This window comes from Legionella sp. PC1000, from assembly GCF_014109805.1.
Classification (GTDB): Bacteria; Pseudomonadota; Gammaproteobacteria; order Legionellales; family Legionellaceae; genus Legionella; species Legionella resiliens.
The window spans coordinates 2,671,934-2,691,416 of record NZ_CP059400.1 but is presented as its reverse complement, the minus strand read 5'-3'; the positions used below and the strand labels follow the sequence as shown (position 1 = coordinate 2,691,416).

Here is a 19,483-nt window from a genome sequence, read left to right as displayed (position 1 = left end):
CTGGGTTATGACTTCCCCTCCACCAGGCTACGATTAATTCCTGGATTCCTGCCGTTTAAGGAGCGAACCCATTAATTTTTCAATATTCGTTACATGGGGTTTTTCTTGTAAAATCATTGCCTTGATACGTTCCTGACAATATCCTTTGACTTCTTTATCCGGAAAAATATAGAATTTCTTGTGTTCTACTTCATAAACAATATGTTCCGCTATATCCATGGCAGGGCGCGAATGCGATAAAAGAGATTGTAACACTTCATGAAAGGACGAGTTTGCATTGGTAGTATGAGATAAAAGAGATGTATCAGTAAAAGAAGGGAAAACTACTGAGACATCTACTGGTTTTTTCAGGCGTGTCAGATCAAAAAACAATGATTCAGACAAGGCAAGTACCGCATGTTTTGACATGGCATAAGGAGTTGTCTGGGAACCCGTACATAACGAATATAAGCTTGCTATATTGATAATATGTGAATTAAAGGTTTGTTGGAATAAAAAAGGAATAAAAGCCTGGATGATATGAATCATTCCATATAAATTAACCTCCATGACTGTTTGGATGTGTTCAGAATTCAAATCCCAAAGGGGGCCTAATTGGCCTATAATGCCTGCATTATTATAGATCCAATCAATACGCCCTAATTGGCTTTCAACGCGCTGTGCCAATTGTGCCACGTCATTAGGTTGTGTTACATCACAAGGAATTTCTAGAATTTTTTCTGGGAACAGGCTCAATAATCGTTTGGCTTCCTGCTTAAGTTTAATTTCATCTTTATCTACCATAACTACAATGTTGCCGCGTTGTAAATTGACTTGGCTTAATGCTAAGCCAATCCCATTTGCAGCGCCGGTGATTACAGCCACTTTCATTTTCTTTCCTTTTGCTATAATTTTATAAATATTACTAACATAATGGTGTTATTTTGAAAAACGGAGACGAAATACCAGACCCTTATGAATATCCTGATGAGCCTGACGAATATCCAACAGAACCAGAGCCGTATGAGCCTGATAATCCTGGTTCTCCGGAGCCTGAGCCCTCACAACCTTCTGAGCCAAATTGGGAATAATTAAGTAGCCCTGGGTGAAGCGTAGCGTAACCCGTGAAAGTGTCAACCTGGGGGTTACTGCTTACGTCTTCACCCAGGCTGCAAAACACTACAGCGCACTCACGCTGCTCTATTAGTCCCCTTTTATAAGCTGATCTAGAGCTTCTCCTATATCTTTAGCTCTCATTAGACTTTCTCCAATGAGAAAAGTATTAATTCCATGAGATTGCATTAAATTTATATCTGAATGGGTATTAATACCACTTTCAGTGATGATTATTTTATCTTGGGGGATATATTGTTTTAACTGGATACTGAGTTGAATGTCGGTCTTAAAAGTATGAAGACTGCGATTATTAATGCCGATTAAAGGAGTGGGTAACCGTAACGCGCGATCCAGCTCTTCTTCGCTATGGCTTTCCACAAGCACCGTCATGTCTAGCTCGTGTGCTAATTGGCAGAAATCTGCCAGCTGAACATCATCAAGTAATGCGACAATAAGTAAGATACAGTCTGCGCTTAATGCTAAGCTTTCATAAATTTGATAAGAGTCAAGAATAAAATCTTTCCGTAGTACAGGTAATTTACAATGTGATTTTGCTTGGGCTATATACTCAGGCTGCCCTTGAAAAAAATCTACATCAGTAAGGACTGAAAGGCAGCGTGCACCATGTTTCCCATAAATTGTAGCAATCTCGTTCACATTAAAATCTTCTCGAATCAATCCTTTGCTTGGAGAGGCTCGTTTAATTTCTGCAATAATTGCTGGAGTTTCCTTAGGTTGCAGAGCGGCAACAAAGTCACGTCGCTCCATAATGGGTTGTTGTGCCAATACATTTATGGGTTTATTTTTCTTTGCAAGAGCAACTTCTTCCTGCTTACGTTGGGCGATACGTTGTAACATACTATTCATGATGCGATTCTTTATTTAAAGTTTGGGTTAGTTGATTAAGTTGAGTAAAACAATGGTTGGCTTTACCGTTATCTATAACGATTTTGGCCTGCTCTAATGCGTGTACAAAAGAAATCGCTCCGTGAGCGCAATAAATTGCTGCTGCGGAATTCAATAAAACCATATCACGCGCTGCACCATGTTTTCCAGAAAACACTGCTTGAATCAATTCTAAACTTTGGGCTGGTGAATCAACAATCACTTCATTTAACGAGTGATGCTTGATGTTATAGTCTTCTGGGTCAATTATCCAGTGATTAAAAGCTCCTTCTCGATACTCAATGACGTCTGTAGGCGCGACTACACTGACTTCATCTAAGCCATCTTGGGAACTTACTACTAAGGCTCTTTCGCTTCCTAAATGAGCAAGAACTGCAGCTAATGGTTTTTGCCAAGCCGTTGAAAATACACCAACAACTTGCTTTTTTACTCGAGCAGGATTAATTAATGGGCCAAGTAGATTGAACAAGGTCCGAATGCCGAGTTGTTGCCGCGCTGTTCGTGCATGTTGCATCGCTGGATGATAATGGGGGGCAAATAAAAATGCCAAGCCACATTGTTGAATGCACTTTTTTATTTGCTGATCAGATAGGTTTAGTATAAAGCCTGCTTGTTCTAATAAGTCAGCGCTACCGCTACGACTTGAGACAGAACGATTGCCATGTTTCGCTACTGGGTATCCTGCGGCAGCTACTACAAAACTACACGCCGTTGAGACATTAAATGTATTTTTACCGTCTCCGCCTGTCCCTACGATATCAATTAAGTTAGTACCTAATTCTATCGGATGGGCCAGGTGTTGCATTACTTCCGCAGCAGCAATTAATTCATCGGTTGTTTCACCTTTCATACGCATGAGCGCTAAAAAAGTCGCGATTTGTACGTCATTATATTGGCCTGACATACAAGCATGAATGACAGCTTGCATTTGTTCTGGATTTAAATTTTTTTTCGCGATGAGATGCTCAAATAAAAGATTGGGTTTCATATTTTAAGAAATTCTCTAATAATTGCAGTCCATATTGGCTTAATATTGCTTCTGGATGGAATTGTAGACCAAAAACAGGATAATGACGATGCGAAATTGCCATAATTGTATCATATACCCATGCATCGATAGAAAAACATTCTGGAAGAGCGTTTTTATCTACTGCCAAGGAATGATAACGGGTTGCTTTGAAATAATTTGGAATATTTTTAAAAATTCCTTGTTGATTATGTTCTATGATTGACGTTTTTCCATGCATGATTTCCGGGGCAGGAATTATTCGTCCCCCAAAGACTTGGGCAATACTTTGGTGTCCAAGACAAACACCTAATATAGGAATGGTACGATAAAACGAACGAATTGCCTCCATAGAAATACCTGCATCATCAGGAGCTTTTGGCCCTGGGGAGATGACCAAGTATTTAGGAGCAAGTTTTTTTATTTGGTTGACACTGATTTGATCATGGGTGTAAACACATACTTCCTGATTGAGGCATTGGAAATATTGTACCAGATTGTAGGTAAATGAGTCGTAATTGTCGATAATAAGCAGCATGTTAAAAACAAAATATTAGTTGATGAGTGTAGCCTGGGTGCAGCGCAGCGAAACCCGGGATCATGGATTAGAGTGAGTTAAACCCGGGTTTCGCTGCGCTGCACCCAGGCTACACAAGGTACCCAACCTTCAATTTTATTTTATAAAGTGAACTCCTCACCTAAATAAACAGCTCTAACCTGTTGATTGGCCAGTATAATGTTTGGGGTTCCTTCGCACAATATTTTTCCTTGGCTGACAATATAAGCCCGTTCGCATATATCCAGGGTTTCTCTTACATTATGATCGGTAATTAAAACGCCAATGCCTTTATTACATAAATGTTGGATGATTTTTTTGATATCAATGACCGAAATAGGATCGACCCCAGCAAAAGGTTCATCAAGAAGTATAAAAGATGGCTCTATTGCAAGGGCCCTTGCAATCTCAACACGTCGTCGTTCTCCCCCGGATAAGGACATACCTAGACTTTTATAAAGATGTGAAATATGAAATTCTTGCAGCAACAGATCCAGTTTTTCTTCTCGGGCCTGCTCATTTAAATCAGGCCTAAGTTCTAGGATGGCCATAATATTCTCTGCCACACTGAGTTTACGAAAAACAGAAGCTTCTTGGGGAAGATAGCTGATCCCTAAGCGTGCCCTTTGATGCATGGCATATGTTGTTATATCCTGATGGGACAGGAAAATTTGACCCTCATCGCATGATTGCAAACCAACTATCATATAAAAACAAGTTGTTTTTCCTGCTCCATTAGGTCCTAATAGGCCAACACATTCACCTTTTTTAATATGGATGCTGATGCCATTAACCACAGTTCGCGATTTAAACGATTTTTTTAGATTTCGCGCTTCCAGGATGCTCATGATGGTTTCTTTTCTGGATGATAAATAATAGTAATCCGTTTACTGCCATTACCTTGAGACAGAACATGTTGTTTTTCGGTATCATAGCTTATTTTTGCAGCAGAAAAAGAGTTTTCTCCTTGTTCTACTCGAGCATTTCCTATTAATTCAATTAAATGGCGCAGTGGATAATAACGAATGGTGTCAGCATAGGCATGTACTGGAGGTTTGTTGGGGTCGGTTATTGTCCAATAATGTGCTTGTTTCTCAGAAGTTCCAGTAGCTATAGCAACCTCAAGTTGATTTTTTTTATTCCCTAGAGTCACTGCTTTAGAGGCTTGCAGATTTGTTGTCCCTTGTACCAATTCAACATTGCCAGTATAAATCCCTTTATGCTCCTGCTGACTGAGATCAGCTGAGTCGGCCATTACATGCATTACTTTTTCTTTATCTTCTGTAAGTGCGTATGCAAAAGAAGAGAACATTAAAAGAAAGAACAAACTGTAGTTAACCATTCGCTGGAACATAACTTCCTCTTGCCTGGTGTAGTAACTCTACTCTTTTTTCATCGAGATAAGCATTCATTCCAGTCGATTGAATAATATTACCTGGTTGTTCGTATGTAACAAGCACATCGGAACTTGCTTTCTTTTCCTTAGGGTAGTAGGTTACTTCCTCTGTTTTTAATGTACTTTCTTGTGAATTATTTCCCTTTTTTTGGTGCACAACAACATTACCTGTAAAGGTAATTTGTTTTCCACCTTCAAACGATTTGGCTTTTATTGAGCTAATATCCCACGGTGCTTGCTCTTCCTGACTTACTACAATATGCGGATTTTGAAATAAATAGACATTATCTTTTTGAATATGTTGCATGAAGGGGGAGGTGAGTTGATTGGCAAGCAGTCCTTGTTGATTAAACTGACGCACTATAACGTTAGAAATCGTAGTATCTACTGAATTCGCCAAGGTTTCGCTATCCAGACGGATTAATGTTTTTGAGTGACTGTAATACCATCCTGAACAAGCCAGGAGTATTAAAGTAAAAAAAAGCCACATGAATTGTTTTGTTGCATTCATTATTTTAGATAACCTGCTATAGCCAAATCCATCTTATTTTGTGCATTAAGAATAAGGTCGCATAATTCGCGTACTGCTCCACGACCACCTGGTAGAGACGTTTGCCACATGGCAATCTCTTTAATTTGGTACACTGCATTGGCAACTGCAACGCTAAGGCCGACTTGCTGCATAATTGGAGCATCAGGAATATCATCGCCAATATAAGCAAAATGCTCATCCTGAAGATTTAATTTATTTTTCAGCTGATTGTATGTCTCTTGTTTATCCAATTGATCTTTATAATAATGGATAATCCCTAATTGGTGCATCCTGTGATCCACTACAGCGTTGCGCGACCCCGTAATAACGGCTACTTCAATTCCAGCAGTCATAAGTAATTTTAAACCTACTCCATCGTGAATATGGAATGTTTTCAATTCATTAAAATGATTATCAATATACAAGAGGCCATCAGTAAGAACCCCATCCAAATCACAGATAAGGCATTTGATATTTTTGGCTCGTTCAATTAATTGATTCATTTAAAAAACACCTGCTTTTAATAAGTCATGGAGATGAAGAACAGCTTCCGGACGTTTTTCTTCATCGATGACAATTAATGAAGTAATACTGTGTTTTTGCATAATAGCTAAAGCTTCGGCAGCAAGTAGTCCCTTAGGAATTGTACGGGCATTACGCGTCATGACTTCTTTTATCGGGGTCGTATTAATATCATACTGGCGTGTCAGAGTCCGTCGTATATCTCCATCTGTATAGACTCCAACAAGATACCCTTTATGATCGATAACGCAGGTCATACCTAATTTTTTATCCGTTACTTCAATGAGTGCTTCACTCACTGTTGCATTTTCATGTACAAGAGGGAGTTGTGCTCCTTCATGACAGAGGGCATCAATGCGCAGTAAAAGTCGTTTACCCAAAGATCCTCCAGGATGCGACAAAGCGAAGTCTTCCTCACTAAATCCTCTAGCCTGCAAAAGTGCAATCGCCAGTGCATCACCCATAACCAAGGCAACGGTAGTACTGGTTGTTGGCGCAAGACCAAGTGGACATGCTTCCTGTTTGATACTGACATCTAAATTAACATCTGCTGCTTTCGCTAAAGTCGACTCAGCGTTTCCAGTTAAGGTAATCAGAGGAACTTCCAGTCGCTTTAATAAAGGAAGTAAAGTGACTAACTCTAATGTGTTGCCCGAGTGAGAAATAGCAATTACGGTATCCTGTCGGGTAATCATTCCCAGATCCCCATGGCTTGCTTCACCTGGATGCATAAAAAATGAGGGGCTGCCGGTACTTGATAAGGTAGCGGCAATTTTGTTCGCTATATGACCTGATTTTCCCATGCCCGTTACGACGATCCTTCCTTTACAGGCAAGCAGCAATTCACAGGCTTTTTCAAATCGGCTATCGATTCGCTGGGTTAATTCAAAGACAGCTTGTGCTTCAGTTTCAATAACAGCAAGTCCAAGTGTACAGAAATTCATAGGCTATTGGATGTTTTTTGTTTATTTTTCATTCTAACAAAAAAACATTTGAATAAATAGGATTAAACACCTCATTTTTTTCGATCCAGGATGGATACCCAAGATGCTTCAAAATGCTATTTTTAGCACTATTGCTTTTTCCGGCAGGAAACTTTTAAAGATTCATAATAGAATAGGCTATTATTCCTCTTTAAAAAGCTTCCTGAACGAAAAAATCAAGTCGTCTAAAACCTAGCATTTTGAAGTATCTTGGGTATACTTCTACTTTTGGCTATAACCGGAAAAGAAAGCATGCCTGAAAATTGGGTTGAAATTAAAAATTTAGTCTTTACTCGTGAAAGCCGGCGCATTTTTAATGGCATCGATATGGTAGTTAAGCGAGGTAAGATTACCGCAATTATGGGGCCTAGTGGGTCTGGAAAGACTACCTTATTGCAGCTAATTGGTGCTCAACTAAGACCTGATAGTGGTTTTGTCCATGTCAATGGTCAAAACATGCATCTATTATCCCGCAGGGCATTGTATGAAGCAAGGCGGAATATGGGCTTGCTTTTTCAAAGTTCTGCTTTATTTACTCATCTTTCTGTGTTTGATAATGTGGCTTTCCCTTTGCGAGAACATACTCAATTAAATGAATCGATGTTGCGTGACATCGTATTGATGAAACTTGAAGCAGTTGGGTTGCGGGGAGCTGCCTCTTTGATGCCTGCTCAGTTGTCAGGCGGAATGGCCAGACGAGTTGCTTTAGCGCGTACCATAGCACTGGATCCAGAACTTATGATGTACGATGAACCATTTACAGGACAGGATCCGATTTCACTAGGTGTTTTAGTTCGTTTAATCAAAAGGTTAAATGAGTTATTGCATACAACAACAATTATTGTCTCACATGATGTCGAAGAAACCTGTTCTATAGCAGATTATGTTTACCTTATTTCCGGCGGCAACATCATAGGACAAGGGACTCCCAAGGAGCTAATTCAATCATCTGAACCCCAGGTCAAACAGTTTATGCATGGAGAGGCTGATGGAGTTGTTCCTTTTCACTATCCAGCCAGATCGTATATAGAGGAGCTATTAGATGCTTGAGTTCATCACGCGTATCGGTAGCCGTAGTTCACGGGTTTTGCAAAACCTGGGGAATTCCGGGTTATTTCTATTCTTCATGTTGTTTAGACGACCAGGCATTCCAAAGCTCTGGCCTTTGCTGCGCTATCAAATCCATTTTGTTGGTGTTTTGTCGTGTTTGATTATAGTTGTTTCTGCTTTATTTATTGGTATGGTTGTTGGTTTGCAGGGTTATAATACTTTGCAAAAATTTGGTGCATCAAGTCAATTAGGTCAATTATTAGCCTTAAGTATCTCAAGAGAGCTCGGACCAGTAATCAGTGCCTTATTGTTTGCTGGGCGTGCAGGCTCAGCTTTAACCGCTGAAATTGGTTTAATGAAAGCAACAGAACAGTTATCCAGTATGGATATGATGGGTGTTGACCCTTTAGGCAGGGTTATTTATCCTCGTTTTATAGCAGGTTTTATTACCTTACCCTTTTTAGCATTAATTTTTTCTGCTGTAGCTATTTTTGGGGGGTATTTTATCGGTGTTCACTGGTTAGGCGTGGATGCGGGAAGTTTTTGGTCCAATATGCAAGCAGCAGTGGATTTCCGTATTGATGTACTCAGTGGTATCATTAAAAGTTTAGTTTTTGCTTTTGTTGTAACCTGGATTTCTGTATTCCAGGGTTTTGAATGTGTGCCTACTGCAGAAGGTATTAGTCAGGCGACGACTAAAACAGTAGTTTATTCATCGCTTGCTGTATTAGGACTGGATTTTTTGTTGACCGCAATGATGATTGGAGATTGGTAAATGAGTAAGCAACGTTACGTAGATTTTAGTGTCGGCCTATTTATGTTGCTTGGTATATTGGCTTTGTTGGTCATGACAATGAAAGTGAGTAGTTTTTCTGGTCTTATGTCTCATGACAGTTATGAGGTAACTGCTGATTTTACCGATATTGGTGGATTGAAAGTGCGGGCGCCTGTTACTGTGGCGGGGGTTAGAATTGGAGAGGTAACTCATATTGATCTGCAGCCGGGAGAACTTAATGCAAAGGTAACTATGCGCTTGCGTAGTGATAAGAAAATACCTTATGAAGATGCTTCAGCGCGGATTTTGACAGAAGGGTTGCTTGGTTCCAATTATATTAGTATTGTCCCGGGTTTTGAGGAGGATGATGATAATAAAGACCATCCTTATTTACGAAATGGGGATGTGATTGGAAAGACTCAAGAAGCAATTATACTTGAAAACTTAATTGGTCAACTATTGTTTAACATTAAAAAATAAGGTCAGAACATGAGAATAATAAAAACAATTTTATTAGTTGTCAGTGTGATTTTATCTCCAATGATGAATGCGTCACAAAACTCTCCCATACCTATGCTGGAGCAAACTGCCAATAATATCATTGCTACCCTAAAAGAAAATAAAGCCAATTTAAAAAGTAATCCTAATATTATCTATCAGGCTGTAGAAGCAAATTTGCTTCCGATTGTTGATGTAGCAGGTATGTCACGTTCTGTTCTGGGAAGACAGGCATGGAGTAAAGCAACCAATTCACAAAGAGCGCAATTTTCCAAAGCGTTTACACGTTTGGTGATTCGTACTTATTCTAGTCCCTTGGCACAATACACTAATGAAAGCATACAATTTTTACCTTTAAGAGGCTCTCTGAATTCTCGATTTTTGCGAGTTAACAGCATTATTGTTCGTGCCGAAGGTCAAAATATTCCGTTGTCTTATAGCCTCGTTGCCAAAAATGGTCAGTGGAAGATTTATGATATCAGCGTTGAGGGAGTGAGCTTGTTGCAAAGTTTCCGGTCGCAGTTTGCAGCAGCCTTACAAAATTCCAGTATTGACGATGTCATCAAGTTAATGGAAAAAAAGCAACTTAAAAGGGCTTCCTAATGGTGAGTAACACTTGTTTTAAACCGGGTATTGACCTTACATTTAAGTCAGTTGTTGCTGTACGGGCAAAGCTCTATCAGGCTTTGATGGAAGATAAAAGTGATCGCTTTAGTCTGGATCTAAGTGATGTGAAACATTGTGATAGTGCAGGTTTAGCATTGCTTATCGAGGCTAGAAAGCTCTGTAAAAAAAATAATAAACTTTTTGAAATCATTGGCATACCTGATGCAACGCAGTCTTTAGCAGAATTTTGTGGCGTGAAACGTATTTTGGAGACCGTATAATTTTTTTGTAATTTCTGAGAGAAATTTCCTGTTTTTGGAGAGTGGTTACTTTTTTTTAGGATTATAAATTGTAGCCTGGGTGAAGGTGAGCGCCATAGCCCGGGTTTTCTTTTTTTATTTGGATAACAGAAACCCTAGGAAATGCTTGTGCTTTCACCCTAAATGTATTTGTTGCCAAAAGTTGTATTTATTTCAAATTGTGAGCTAATTTTAATGATAAGTAATGAAGAAATAGAACAAAAGTTTAAAACCATTGATGATGTTTTTTACATCAAAGTGGAGGGAGATGGTTATCAATATCAGATAACTGTAGTAAGTGATGTCTTTTTAAATAAACCCAAGGTAGCCAGACAGCAGTGGGTCTATGCGCAGCTGAAAGAATTGATTACCACTGGTAAGCTTCACGCAATTAGCATGAAGACGTGGACAAAAGAAGAATGGGGAACGCAAAATGGATAAATTATTAATAAATGGTGGTAAAGCACTTAATGGCGAAGTAGTCATTTCAGGAGCAAAAAATGCTGCTTTACCTATTATGGCTGCAAGTTTACTTGCACGAGATCATGTCACCATTTCCAATGTCCCCCATCTCAAAGACATAACCACTATGATGGAGTTACTCGGTCAGTTAGGTGCCCAATTAATTGTTGACGAGAAAATGAATGTCCAGGTTGATGCGAATCAAGTAAATGAGTTTGTTGCTCCTTATGATTTAGTTAAAACCATGCGTGCTTCGATTTTAGTTTTGGGACCTTTGCTTGCTCGATTTGGTAAGGCAGACGTATCTTTACCCGGAGGTTGTGCTATTGGGACAAGACCTGTCGACTTGCATTTAAAAGCATTGAAAACTATGGGCGCTGACATCACAGTCAAAAATGGTTATATCAATGCCCGTTGTAAACGTGGGCGTTTGCAAGGAAAGCGTTTAATGTTTGATACAGTCACTGTGACGGGTACTGAAAATGTTCTCATGGCAGCCACTCTTGCTGAAGGGACAACAATTATTAAAAATGCAGCCCGTGAGCCAGAAGTGGTTGATTTGGCCAATTTTCTAATTCAAATGGGAGCAAAGATTTCTGGTGCTGGAACTTCAATAATTGAGGTTGAAGGCGTTGAATCACTTTCAGGTGGGACTTATTCTGTAATGTCTGACCGAATTGAGGCGGGAACTTATCTTGCTGCCGGGGCTTTAACACGAGGACATGTAACTGTAAAACGAGTACGACCTGATACTTTGTTATCACAGTTATGTAAGTTTGAAGAAGCAGGTGCAGAATTAACCATAGGGGAAGATTGGGTTAGCCTTAATATGCACAATCAACGACCCCAGGCAGTAAATATTTCTACAGCACCATACCCAGCTTTTGCAACAGATATGCAGGCTCAATTTATGGCGATGAACTCAGTAGCATTTGGTTCTTCAACTATTGTTGAAACGATATTTGAAAATCGTTTTATGCATGTGCAGGAGTTACAACGTATGGGGGCGCAGATTCAACTCAATGGAAATACAGCAATAATTAATGGCGTTGAGAAATTAACCGGCGCACCCGTTATGGCAACGGATTTACGTGCTTCGGCGAGTTTAATTTTAGCTGGATTAGTGGCAGAAGGTGAAACCTCGGTTGAGCGTATCTATCATGTAGATAGAGGATATGAACGCATAGAAGAAAAATTATCTTTATTAGGTGCTGACATCAAGCGAGTTTCTGACCGGTGATTACTAAAGAAGAACTATCCTTATATCTGCATCAGTTGTTGGGTTGTGAACGATACAATGATTATGCCCCTAACGGGATGCAGGTTGAAGGCAAAGAACAGATTAGCCGAATTTGTAGTGCAGTCACTGCATCTGAAGACGTAATTACTCAGGCTATTGCATGGAACGCCGATGCTTTGCTGGTTCATCATGGTTACTTTTGGCGCGGTGAAACACCAGTGATTATAGGTATGAAACGGCAACGAATTTATAAGTTATTATGCAATAATTTAAATTTATTTGCCTACCATCTTCCTTTGGATTGTCATCCTGATCTTGGAAATAATGCCTGCCTGGCCAAATTATTTGAAGTAGATATGGTGCATTCGCATAGAGCGGGTGGTACTGACAATCTGCTTTGGTCAGGAAAGTTAGCTCAAACGATGAAACATGCAGAATTTACTGAGTATTTAACAAAGAAATTAAACCGCTCCCCTTTATCTATCGCAGGCAGTGAAAAGCCGATTACGCATATTGCCTGGTGCAGTGGAGGAGCACAGGACTTTATCGAGGATGCATTTCGTTTAGGGGTAGATGCTTATATAAGTGGAGAAATATCAGAACGAACTTATTATCAAGCAAAGGAATTAGGAGTTCATTATTATTCTTGCGGCCATCATGCAACAGAGCGTTATGGCATTCAGGCTTTAGGTAAGCATCTAGCTTCTCAATTTGAGTTAGAACATCTATTTATCGATAGTGATAATCCTATTTAGGGTCCCTGGAACGCCATATTTGGCTCATCTTGAATGACAAATACGCTGATAAGCTGCGCTTTCTCAGCGTATTTGTTCATCCAACCTAAGCTCAAATCTGACCTTCCACCAAAAATTCAAACATGGCCCTTGAACAAATTTACAGGGGGTGATTTTATGTGCCGGATGCTATGCTTTACCTGCTACATTTAATTAATAATCCAGTTAGTGATGTACATCTAAAGGCTCTATGTCGCCTACAGTAAATGTAGGTCCATGATCACCTGGTTCAAAACTGTTTGGATTTTGGTTATCCAGAACGTCCAGTTGAATACTTACACCATCCAGTGGGTAGTTTTTCATTAAATCTCTCCCCATGGCAGTAGCAAGAATTTCCCAAAATACTTCTGCAGGAAATTCCACAGTAGGTTCCATATACTTTAAAACAGCCGTACGTAACACCCGATAGTCTGGATATTGATTGTTTGGTAATTTTTTCTTGTAGGCATAGCGCACATAAATATTCACTGTTTGCCCTGATTGTCTATTTGTATGATATTCAGGAATAACAAATTGAAAATAATTCTTTTCAATATGATTTTCGTTATCCGTTGAAGCCCATATAGATGGAGGCCAATAAGAAATTACCATAACTAATAAAATGATTTTAAATAAATTTTTCATAAAATTCTCCAATAATCTAACCGACTAATGATCAAGAAAATCATCGGTATAAGCATTTAAAAATAGGGGTTAATTATTAGAAAATGAGCGTGGTGGCTTATAGATTCGTGTTTTAAATCCTGAGCATAGAGATGAAAGATAGAGAAAAAAAGAGAATAAACCCATTAGTGAATGGGTTTTTGATAAATTCAATTCCGTGGGTATGACATACGCTTGGCTAAAATTACAGCGAATAGAGGCAGTAATAGGAGTTTTTTGTAAACATTGATGTGCAGATCCTGTAACTGTAGCTGTGACAGGATTAGAAACAACGTTTTTATTACTCATTGTATATGGGAGCAATACAAGAAGTATTGAAAAAAAAATAAAAAAAACTTTCATGGTCGTTATTTTACCAGATTAATCATCAAAAATAACCATTATTTAAAAATGAGTGGGATTAGATGTGCTACATTTAATAAATCAATAGTGATTTACCTTATGTTACTCTTGTGCCTATAAGCGTCATAAGCTAACATGATTTGATAATCGCTAAAGGATTGTTTTTAATGATCAATTTTCGTTACTTTATGTTTTTAGTTTTTTTATTTTGTTCCTTTTCAGGCCAAACAAATACAAGTGAAAAGCACAATAATGCTTTTCGAAACTTTTGGCATCCCACTTATCTAGGGGAGCGTTTGGATTATTGTACTGCAGATGGTAAGGAATGTGGCAAAATCGTAGCAGATCATTATTGCCAAATGTTAGGTTATGATTATTCCAGCGATAATGAAATAGCCTACAATATAGGATTAACCCATTACCTATCAACCAGCCAAAGCTGCAAGGGATGGCGCTGCAACGGATTTATGACTATTGTTTGCGCTACTGGCTTATCTCATACCCCTCCAAAACCTTATCACTATCGGGAAAAACGTTTTGCCGTTCCTCGTTTTAATGATTATCGCGTGGATTGGTGTTATGACCAAAAACAAGGTTGCGGTGCACGGGCAGCCAATTCTTTCTGCAATCGCATGGGATTTATGCAGGCCAAGTATTTCGTGAAAGAAACCCAGGTAAGTGCTACTAAAACAATTGGCAGTCAGGAATTGTGTTTTGGGAATCAGTGTAATGCTTTTAAATTGATCGTGTGTTATCGATAAATTAATTATTGAAGTCTTTCCTCGCTTTAAGGGAGAGAAAAAATGATGGCAAGTATATAGAACTTAAGGATAAGTTTATGAGTACTAATGACAAGGTTCTTATCATTGATAATAATGAAAGTCGTTGTGGCAAGTTACGCACAATACTGGATTTTATCGGTGAATCTACTGAAGTCAGTAAATATAGCGAGTGGTACTTTGCTGATATAAGTCCCGACGTTATTCTTCTAAGTGCGAGTGAATCCATTCAGGAAACGATAAATGAGCTGGATTCTTTGGTAAATAAGTTTGCAAAAGTTCCAATCATTGTAGTGGGTCAAAAATTAAATAATACCCAATGTCTCTTACGTAATGTTGTTGCGTGTCAACCATTCCCATTTTCTTATGCTCAAATTATGGAATCCTTGCATCAATGTCAAATTGCTAAAGAAGCGGTAAAATCCATTATGATTAGTGATCATAAAAATCCTTTATTACGTAGTCTTGTAGGTAATAGTCCCAGTATTCGCAATGTTCGCCGATTAATAGAGCAAGTTTCTGATACTGAAGCCAGCGTTTTAATCCTAGGGGAATCCGGAACAGGTAAAGAGGTCGTTGCACGTAATATCCACGCATTATCATCAAGAGCTATGAAACCTTTTATTCCAATTAACTGTGGTGCTATTCCGGGAGAATTACTTGAAAGTGAATTGTTTGGCCATGAGAAGGGCGCATTCACTGGTGCAATTACTTCCCGACAAGGACGGTTTGAATTAGCGAACGGAGGAACTTTATTTCTTGATGAAATAGGGGATATGCCTTTACCTATGCAGGTAAAATTATTAAGGGTACTGCAAGAACGCTGTTTTGAGCGAGTGGGAGCCAATAAAAGCATTGATGTCAATGTAAGAATTATTGCTGCGACACATAGAAATTTGGAAGAAGCAATTAAAGAAGGGAAATTTAGGGAGGATTTATTTTATAGGCTTAATGTATTTCCTATAGAAATGCCTCCTTTGAGAGAACGGGCAGAGGATATTCCTTTATTATTTAACGAATTGATTGCACGCATTGAGAGCGAAAACAGGCCCAGCGTACGTTTAATGCCGGATGCGATGGCTGTATTAAGTCAGTACAGTTGGCCAGGTAACATCAGAGAATTAGCTAATTTGGTAGAACGACTCACTATTTTGTTTCCCAAAGGAATTTTGAGTAGAGAAGATTTACCACAAAAAGTCCGTGGCGAATACAAGCCCCTTTATGCAGAATCTGATACATCCAACTCGGAACGAGAAGCTTTATTAGAGGTGATGGATCAGGAGCAAATTTCCACTGCAGAAGGCATAGACTTAAAAGAACACTTGGTAAAAACTGAGTTAGCACTGATTAGTCAAGCATTAAATGAATCAGATTGGGTAGTGGCCCATGCTGCAAGCTACTTGAATATGAGACGTACTACTTTAGTTGAAAAAATGCGCAAATACGGACTTACCCGCCCAGAGCGGGTTTGAACTCATCTAAAGCAACTGTGGAATTTTGTTTGGTAAGCGTTCAACTCTATACCCGAGAAGCCATATTTAAATTCACGCTTAATATGGCTTTCCACCAAGATTCAAATATACCCTCTGAAGAATTATATTCTTCGAGTAAAAAGTGTAATTCAGACATTTGAATAGAATACGATTACCTAAACTCCGAGTTTTGCTGTACTTCACCCGGACTGCAAAATAACCAATTAAAATATTTATTTTTTGGTGTCGTCAGTTTTTGATTTTTTAGGTTCAACCACTTCAATAGTTTCAACGGTTTCAATAGTCTCAATGGTTTCAATAGGCTCAGCAGGCTTAACCGGTTCGGGAGCCGCTTTACTTTCCTCAACAGGTTTTTGAGGTTTGACCTCTTGAACTGGGTCCACCTTTGTTTGTTCTGCTTCTTCTGCTTGTGCTCTATTTTCTTTATAGTTGTGAACGATTTCACCAACACTTTTTTTAATATCTGTAAATAACTTGCTTGTCATTGAAGCTAACTCTTTGAGATCAGGTAGCTTTGATTTAAAGTCACTCATGGCTCACTCCATTTTGTAATATAAATTAATTATACACCATTATGTAAAATTCATCCGTTTATCCAGTATTTTGAATATTAAGGCTTTTTGTTATTTACCTTATAAGTCAATTGCTGAATTTGATGTGTTCTTTCCTTAACCCCATGGGTGCATAAACCGCATCGCCGGCTTAAGCAATTTATTCGCTAGAGAAGTTTTGGCTGGAACAGCGAGTTTAAATGCATTATAGCGTTCAATTTTTTCTATTAGATAGTCATCGCTTGTGCATAATTTATCTACGAGATGTAGATCAAAGGCATCTTTGGCTAACCAATGTTCTCCTGTAGAAACTTGCTCTATATTAAGTTGCTCCCGATGTTCGGCCACATAATTTCTAAAAATAGCATGTATCTTTTCCAGATCATCCTGAGCTTTTTTTCTGCCTTTTTCAGTATTCTCACCTAAAAGAGTTAGAGTGCGTTTATATTCCCCTGCAGTTAATAATTCTACATCAATATCGTGTTTTTTAAGCCAACGATGGAAATTGGGTATTTGGGCTACTACCCCTATAGAACCAATAATTGCAAAAGGAGCAGCAATGATTTGATTGGCAACACAGGCCATTAAGTAACCGCCACTGGCAGCCATTTTATCGATACTTACAGTCAAAGGAATTTTTTTATCACGAATGCGTTGGAGCTGCGAAGCAGCCAGCCCATAACTATTAACGATACCTCCAGGACTATCCAGACGTACTAAAACTTCATCCCCTGCCTTTGCAGTGCAAAGAATTGCAGTTACTTCATCTCTAAGTTGCTCTACCTGGGATGCTCTAATATCACCGTGAAAATCAATTACATAAAGTGTGGGCTGTTCTGATTTATTCTTTTTCTTTTTAGGTAATTTTTTACCTAAAACTTCTTTGTTCATTATGGATGTGATATGCTCATAATGCTTATTTAAAGATGAAATCTCCAGTTTTGGCTTTGGTTTACGGCTCATAGAAAAAAAACCTGCGACGACTACTAAGCAAGCAATAACTACCGTTACTGATTTTAAAAGAAACATACCGTATTGACTTAAAAATTCCATTACTCAACCTTTAAAAAAATAAAAACAAATTATGGCGATCAATAAGGCAGTTCGCAAGAGCCCAATTAAGTTGAAAGTAAATTAGTTGTAAAAAATAGGAGTATTATTTATGGAATTACAACTTGGTTTTTTAATCGTGATACCTCTTCGATAAAGCATTTAAAGAAATGGTTGCTGAGCGAAAAAGTGATTTAGAATTTGAGAAGGGTTTGGCAATGAATTAAAACTTGTTTTGTTTTTTAGTTCGAGTACTATTTAGTGTAGTCTGGGTGAAGCGCAGTGGAACCCTGGCTGCATAAATACAAACCTAAAAAAGTGTATCATTGGCCTATGCTTGATGTAATTAACCTTGATTTTGATTATCAGGATCAACCTTTATTAAATAAAGTAAGTTTTCATTTACCCAAAGGGGGATTACTTCATTTACGTGGTAGAAATGGTGCAGGCAAGACGACGCTATTAAAATTAATCGCCGGTTTATATCATCCCCTTCAAGGTGAAATTCAATTTTTTGGACAAAATATAGCTAAGGACTACTCTGCATACCAACGGCATCTGTGTTTTGTAGGTCACAAAACAGGGATTAACCCTAATTTAACTTTAAAAGAGAATTGCTTTTTTGATCTTCATTATGCTTCCTCATCATACAGTATAAAGAAAGAAGAGTATAATAACCTTGAAGAGCTCGCTTCAATTTTTACACTCGAAGACCATCTGGACGTCCCTTGCGGCTTGTTATCTGCCGGACAGCGCAGGCAAGTAGGATTGCTGCGTTTGTGGTTCTCCAGCGTTAATTTATGGCTTCTTGACGAACCTTTAATCGCATTAGATGATAAGTCCATTACCCTGATTATGGATAAAATAGCAGCCCATCGAAAGCAGGGCGGATCAGTTTTATTAACTTCTCACCAGCAATTACCGCTAAGTCCCTCTGATTATGAGGAGTATTGTTTGTGATTTCTTCCTTGTCTTTATTTGCCAGACAATGTAAACGTGAATTGCTTATTCAGGTACGTCAAATCCGCTTTTTAGTGAATTCATGTTTGTTTTTCTTAATTTTCCTTTTTATGTTTCCACTGACTCTAAAGCCAGAAGCCGTATTGCTTAAAACTATTGCTCCTGGTTTAGTCTGGATGGCTATCCTCTTGTCTTTTTTGCTCTCTTCAGAGCGCTTATTTCAACAAGATTATGAACATGGTGTCATCGAACAATGGGTTGTTTCCGGTCAGTCTTTGCCTTTGCTGGTTGGTGCAAAAGTAATTGCTCATTGGTTATTTAATTTGTTGCCTTTACTCATTTTATGTCCATTGGTTGCTTTATTATTTTCATTGAATGTTTGGGAAACAGAGGTGCTTGCGCTTACTATAATTTGCGGCACCCCAGCTTTACTGTTTCTTTGTGCTTTGGCTGCCGCATTTGGAGTTGGAATCAACCAGAAGGGGCTTTTAATGGCTTTGATTTTATTGCCGCTAACCCTGCCTTTACTGATCTTTGGAAGCGGCACTTTAAATATAGCCATGCAAGGATTACCGATTAGTGCCTATTTAGCCTTATTACTTGCAATGTCTGTAGTTGCTACAGGTTTTTTACCTTATGCAATTGCCGGGATAATGCGCATCAGTCATGTTGAATAGGATCTGTTTCCATTTCTACTATGCTGCTCTAATGTGATTTCTCAGAAGCTCAATGCCCGAATTACTCCAAAAAATCCTTTGCAATGTTCAGACATATAATTTACTTGCAATTATTTTTGATTGATCTTGGTATAAAAAGGATTACTATATTTAATACATCAAGGATGCAAAAAGCTTGTGCAGGTCATAACCCAAGCCTTTAAAAATTATATATCATTCTATAAAAAAGTTCGGAGCTTAATCTTTTG

The 19,483-nt window shown here is 38.6% G+C and carries 25 protein-coding genes; 13 read left to right on the top strand and 12 right to left on the bottom strand.

Going from position 1 to position 19,483, the window contains the following annotated elements; translation table 11 throughout:
• Positions 1-33 precede the first annotated feature (33 nt).
• Positions 34-870: an SDR family oxidoreductase gene (locus FOLKNPGA_RS11805; RefSeq protein WP_182350096.1), complete on the bottom strand. Its 837-nt coding sequence runs from the start codon at positions 868-870 to the stop codon at positions 34-36.
• 53 nt (positions 871-923) lie between these two features.
• Here FOLKNPGA_RS11805 and FOLKNPGA_RS11800 point away from each other — a divergent pair, with 53 nt between their 5' ends.
• Positions 924-1,070 carry a hypothetical protein gene (locus FOLKNPGA_RS11800; protein ID WP_182350095.1) on the top strand — a complete coding sequence of 49 codons (147 nt, stop codon included), beginning with the start codon at positions 924-926 and terminating at the stop codon, positions 1,068-1,070.
• Positions 1,071-1,182: 112 nt separating this feature from the next.
• On the opposite strand, the gene trpC is transcribed toward FOLKNPGA_RS11800, so the two are convergent.
• From trpC to FOLKNPGA_RS11760, 8 genes are all read right to left on the bottom strand, one after another.
• Positions 1,183-1,962, bottom strand: a complete 780-nt coding sequence (trpC, locus tag FOLKNPGA_RS11795) for an indole-3-glycerol phosphate synthase TrpC (RefSeq protein WP_182350094.1) — start codon at positions 1,960-1,962, stop codon at positions 1,183-1,185.
• Positions 1,955-2,989, bottom strand: coding sequence for an anthranilate phosphoribosyltransferase (trpD, locus tag FOLKNPGA_RS11790; RefSeq protein WP_182350093.1), 1,035 nt, complete (start codon positions 2,987-2,989; stop codon positions 1,955-1,957). Before trpD ends, trpC begins: the two co-directional genes overlap by 8 nt.
• On the bottom strand, positions 2,967-3,545 hold the full coding sequence (locus tag FOLKNPGA_RS11785) for an aminodeoxychorismate/anthranilate synthase component II (protein WP_182350092.1): 579 nt from the start codon (positions 3,543-3,545) through the stop codon (positions 2,967-2,969). Before FOLKNPGA_RS11785 ends, trpD begins: the two co-directional genes overlap by 23 nt.
• Before the next feature lie 140 nt (positions 3,546-3,685).
• Positions 3,686-4,411, bottom strand: coding sequence for an LPS export ABC transporter ATP-binding protein (gene lptB / locus FOLKNPGA_RS11780; RefSeq protein WP_182350091.1), 726 nt, complete (start codon positions 4,409-4,411; stop codon positions 3,686-3,688).
• Positions 4,408-4,917, bottom strand: coding sequence for a lipopolysaccharide transport periplasmic protein LptA (gene lptA, locus FOLKNPGA_RS11775; protein WP_182350090.1), 510 nt, complete (start codon positions 4,915-4,917; stop codon positions 4,408-4,410). The genes lptB and lptA overlap by 4 nt, the downstream gene beginning before the upstream one ends.
• On the bottom strand, positions 4,898-5,470 hold the full coding sequence (lptC, locus tag FOLKNPGA_RS11770; RefSeq protein ID WP_182350089.1) for an LPS export ABC transporter periplasmic protein LptC: 573 nt from the start codon (positions 5,468-5,470) through the stop codon (positions 4,898-4,900). The genes lptA and lptC overlap by 20 nt, the downstream gene beginning before the upstream one ends.
• Positions 5,470-5,994, bottom strand: coding sequence for a 3-deoxy-manno-octulosonate-8-phosphatase KdsC (kdsC, locus tag FOLKNPGA_RS11765; protein WP_182350088.1), 525 nt, complete (start codon positions 5,992-5,994; stop codon positions 5,470-5,472). The genes lptC and kdsC overlap by 1 nt, the downstream gene beginning before the upstream one ends.
• Entirely contained in the window at positions 5,995-6,957 is a 963-nt protein-coding gene (locus tag FOLKNPGA_RS11760) for a KpsF/GutQ family sugar-phosphate isomerase (protein WP_182350087.1), read from the bottom strand.
• Between the two features lie 291 nt (positions 6,958-7,248).
• Here FOLKNPGA_RS11760 and FOLKNPGA_RS11755 point away from each other — a divergent pair, with 291 nt between their 5' ends.
• The 8 genes from FOLKNPGA_RS11755 (at position 7,249) to FOLKNPGA_RS11720 (ending at position 12,681) form a co-directional block, all read left to right on the top strand.
• On the top strand, positions 7,249-8,046 hold the full coding sequence (locus tag FOLKNPGA_RS11755; RefSeq protein WP_182350086.1) for an ATP-binding cassette domain-containing protein: 798 nt from the start codon (positions 7,249-7,251) through the stop codon (positions 8,044-8,046).
• Entirely contained in the window at positions 8,039-8,821 is a 783-nt protein-coding gene (mlaE, locus tag FOLKNPGA_RS11750) for a lipid asymmetry maintenance ABC transporter permease subunit MlaE (RefSeq protein WP_182350085.1), read from the top strand. Before FOLKNPGA_RS11755 ends, mlaE begins: the two co-directional genes overlap by 8 nt.
• Positions 8,822-9,301, top strand: a complete 480-nt coding sequence (gene mlaD / locus FOLKNPGA_RS11745; protein WP_182350084.1) for an outer membrane lipid asymmetry maintenance protein MlaD — start codon at positions 8,822-8,824, stop codon at positions 9,299-9,301.
• Between the two features lie 9 nt (positions 9,302-9,310).
• A complete protein-coding gene (locus tag FOLKNPGA_RS11740) occupies positions 9,311-9,922 on the top strand; it encodes a phospholipid-binding protein MlaC (protein ID WP_182350083.1) in 612 nt (203 codons plus the stop codon).
• Positions 9,922-10,206 carry a lipid asymmetry maintenance protein MlaB gene (locus tag FOLKNPGA_RS11735; protein WP_182350082.1) on the top strand — a complete coding sequence of 95 codons (285 nt, stop codon included), beginning with the start codon at positions 9,922-9,924 and terminating at the stop codon, positions 10,204-10,206. The genes FOLKNPGA_RS11740 and FOLKNPGA_RS11735 overlap by 1 nt, the downstream gene beginning before the upstream one ends.
• Positions 10,207-10,419: 213 nt before the next feature.
• A complete protein-coding gene (locus FOLKNPGA_RS11730; protein ID WP_182350081.1) occupies positions 10,420-10,665 on the top strand; it encodes a BolA family protein in 246 nt (81 codons plus the stop codon).
• Entirely contained in the window at positions 10,658-11,926 is a 1,269-nt protein-coding gene (gene murA, locus FOLKNPGA_RS11725; RefSeq protein WP_182350080.1) for a UDP-N-acetylglucosamine 1-carboxyvinyltransferase, read from the top strand. The genes FOLKNPGA_RS11730 and murA overlap by 8 nt, the downstream gene beginning before the upstream one ends.
• Positions 11,923-12,681 carry a Nif3-like dinuclear metal center hexameric protein gene (locus FOLKNPGA_RS11720; RefSeq protein WP_182350079.1) on the top strand — a complete coding sequence of 253 codons (759 nt, stop codon included), beginning with the start codon at positions 11,923-11,925 and terminating at the stop codon, positions 12,679-12,681. Before murA ends, FOLKNPGA_RS11720 begins: the two co-directional genes overlap by 4 nt.
• 204 nt (positions 12,682-12,885) lie before the next feature.
• On the opposite strand, the gene FOLKNPGA_RS11715 is transcribed toward FOLKNPGA_RS11720, so the two are convergent.
• Entirely contained in the window at positions 12,886-13,344 is a 459-nt protein-coding gene (locus FOLKNPGA_RS11715; RefSeq protein ID WP_182350078.1) for a hypothetical protein, read from the bottom strand.
• Between the two features lie 548 nt (positions 13,345-13,892).
• Here FOLKNPGA_RS11715 and FOLKNPGA_RS11710 point away from each other — a divergent pair.
• A complete protein-coding gene (locus FOLKNPGA_RS11710; RefSeq protein ID WP_182350077.1) occupies positions 13,893-14,486 on the top strand; it encodes a hypothetical protein in 594 nt (197 codons plus the stop codon).
• Positions 14,487-14,563: 77 nt separating this feature from the next.
• Complete coding sequence (locus FOLKNPGA_RS11705) at positions 14,564-15,976, top strand: sigma-54 dependent transcriptional regulator (protein WP_182350076.1); 1,413 nt, start codon at positions 14,564-14,566, stop codon at positions 15,974-15,976.
• A 233-nt stretch (positions 15,977-16,209) separates the two neighbouring features.
• On the opposite strand, the gene FOLKNPGA_RS11700 is transcribed toward FOLKNPGA_RS11705, so the two are convergent.
• Both FOLKNPGA_RS11700 and sohB read right to left on the bottom strand, forming a co-directional pair.
• Positions 16,210-16,530, bottom strand: coding sequence for a hypothetical protein (locus tag FOLKNPGA_RS11700; protein WP_182350075.1), 321 nt, complete (start codon positions 16,528-16,530; stop codon positions 16,210-16,212).
• A gap of 135 nt (positions 16,531-16,665) precedes the next feature.
• Complete coding sequence (gene sohB / locus FOLKNPGA_RS11695) at positions 16,666-17,601, bottom strand: protease SohB (RefSeq protein ID WP_182350074.1); 936 nt, start codon at positions 17,599-17,601, stop codon at positions 16,666-16,668.
• 330 nt (positions 17,602-17,931) lie between these two features.
• Here sohB and ccmA point away from each other — a divergent pair, with 330 nt between their 5' ends.
• Together ccmA and ccmB are read left to right on the top strand one after the other, a co-directional pair.
• Positions 17,932-18,558: a heme ABC exporter ATP-binding protein CcmA gene (ccmA, locus tag FOLKNPGA_RS11690; protein WP_182352847.1), complete on the top strand. Its 627-nt coding sequence runs from the start codon at positions 17,932-17,934 to the stop codon at positions 18,556-18,558.
• Entirely contained in the window at positions 18,555-19,235 is a 681-nt protein-coding gene (ccmB, locus tag FOLKNPGA_RS11685) for a heme exporter protein CcmB (protein ID WP_182350073.1), read from the top strand. Before ccmA ends, ccmB begins: the two co-directional genes overlap by 4 nt.
• Positions 19,236-19,483 lie beyond the last annotated feature (248 nt).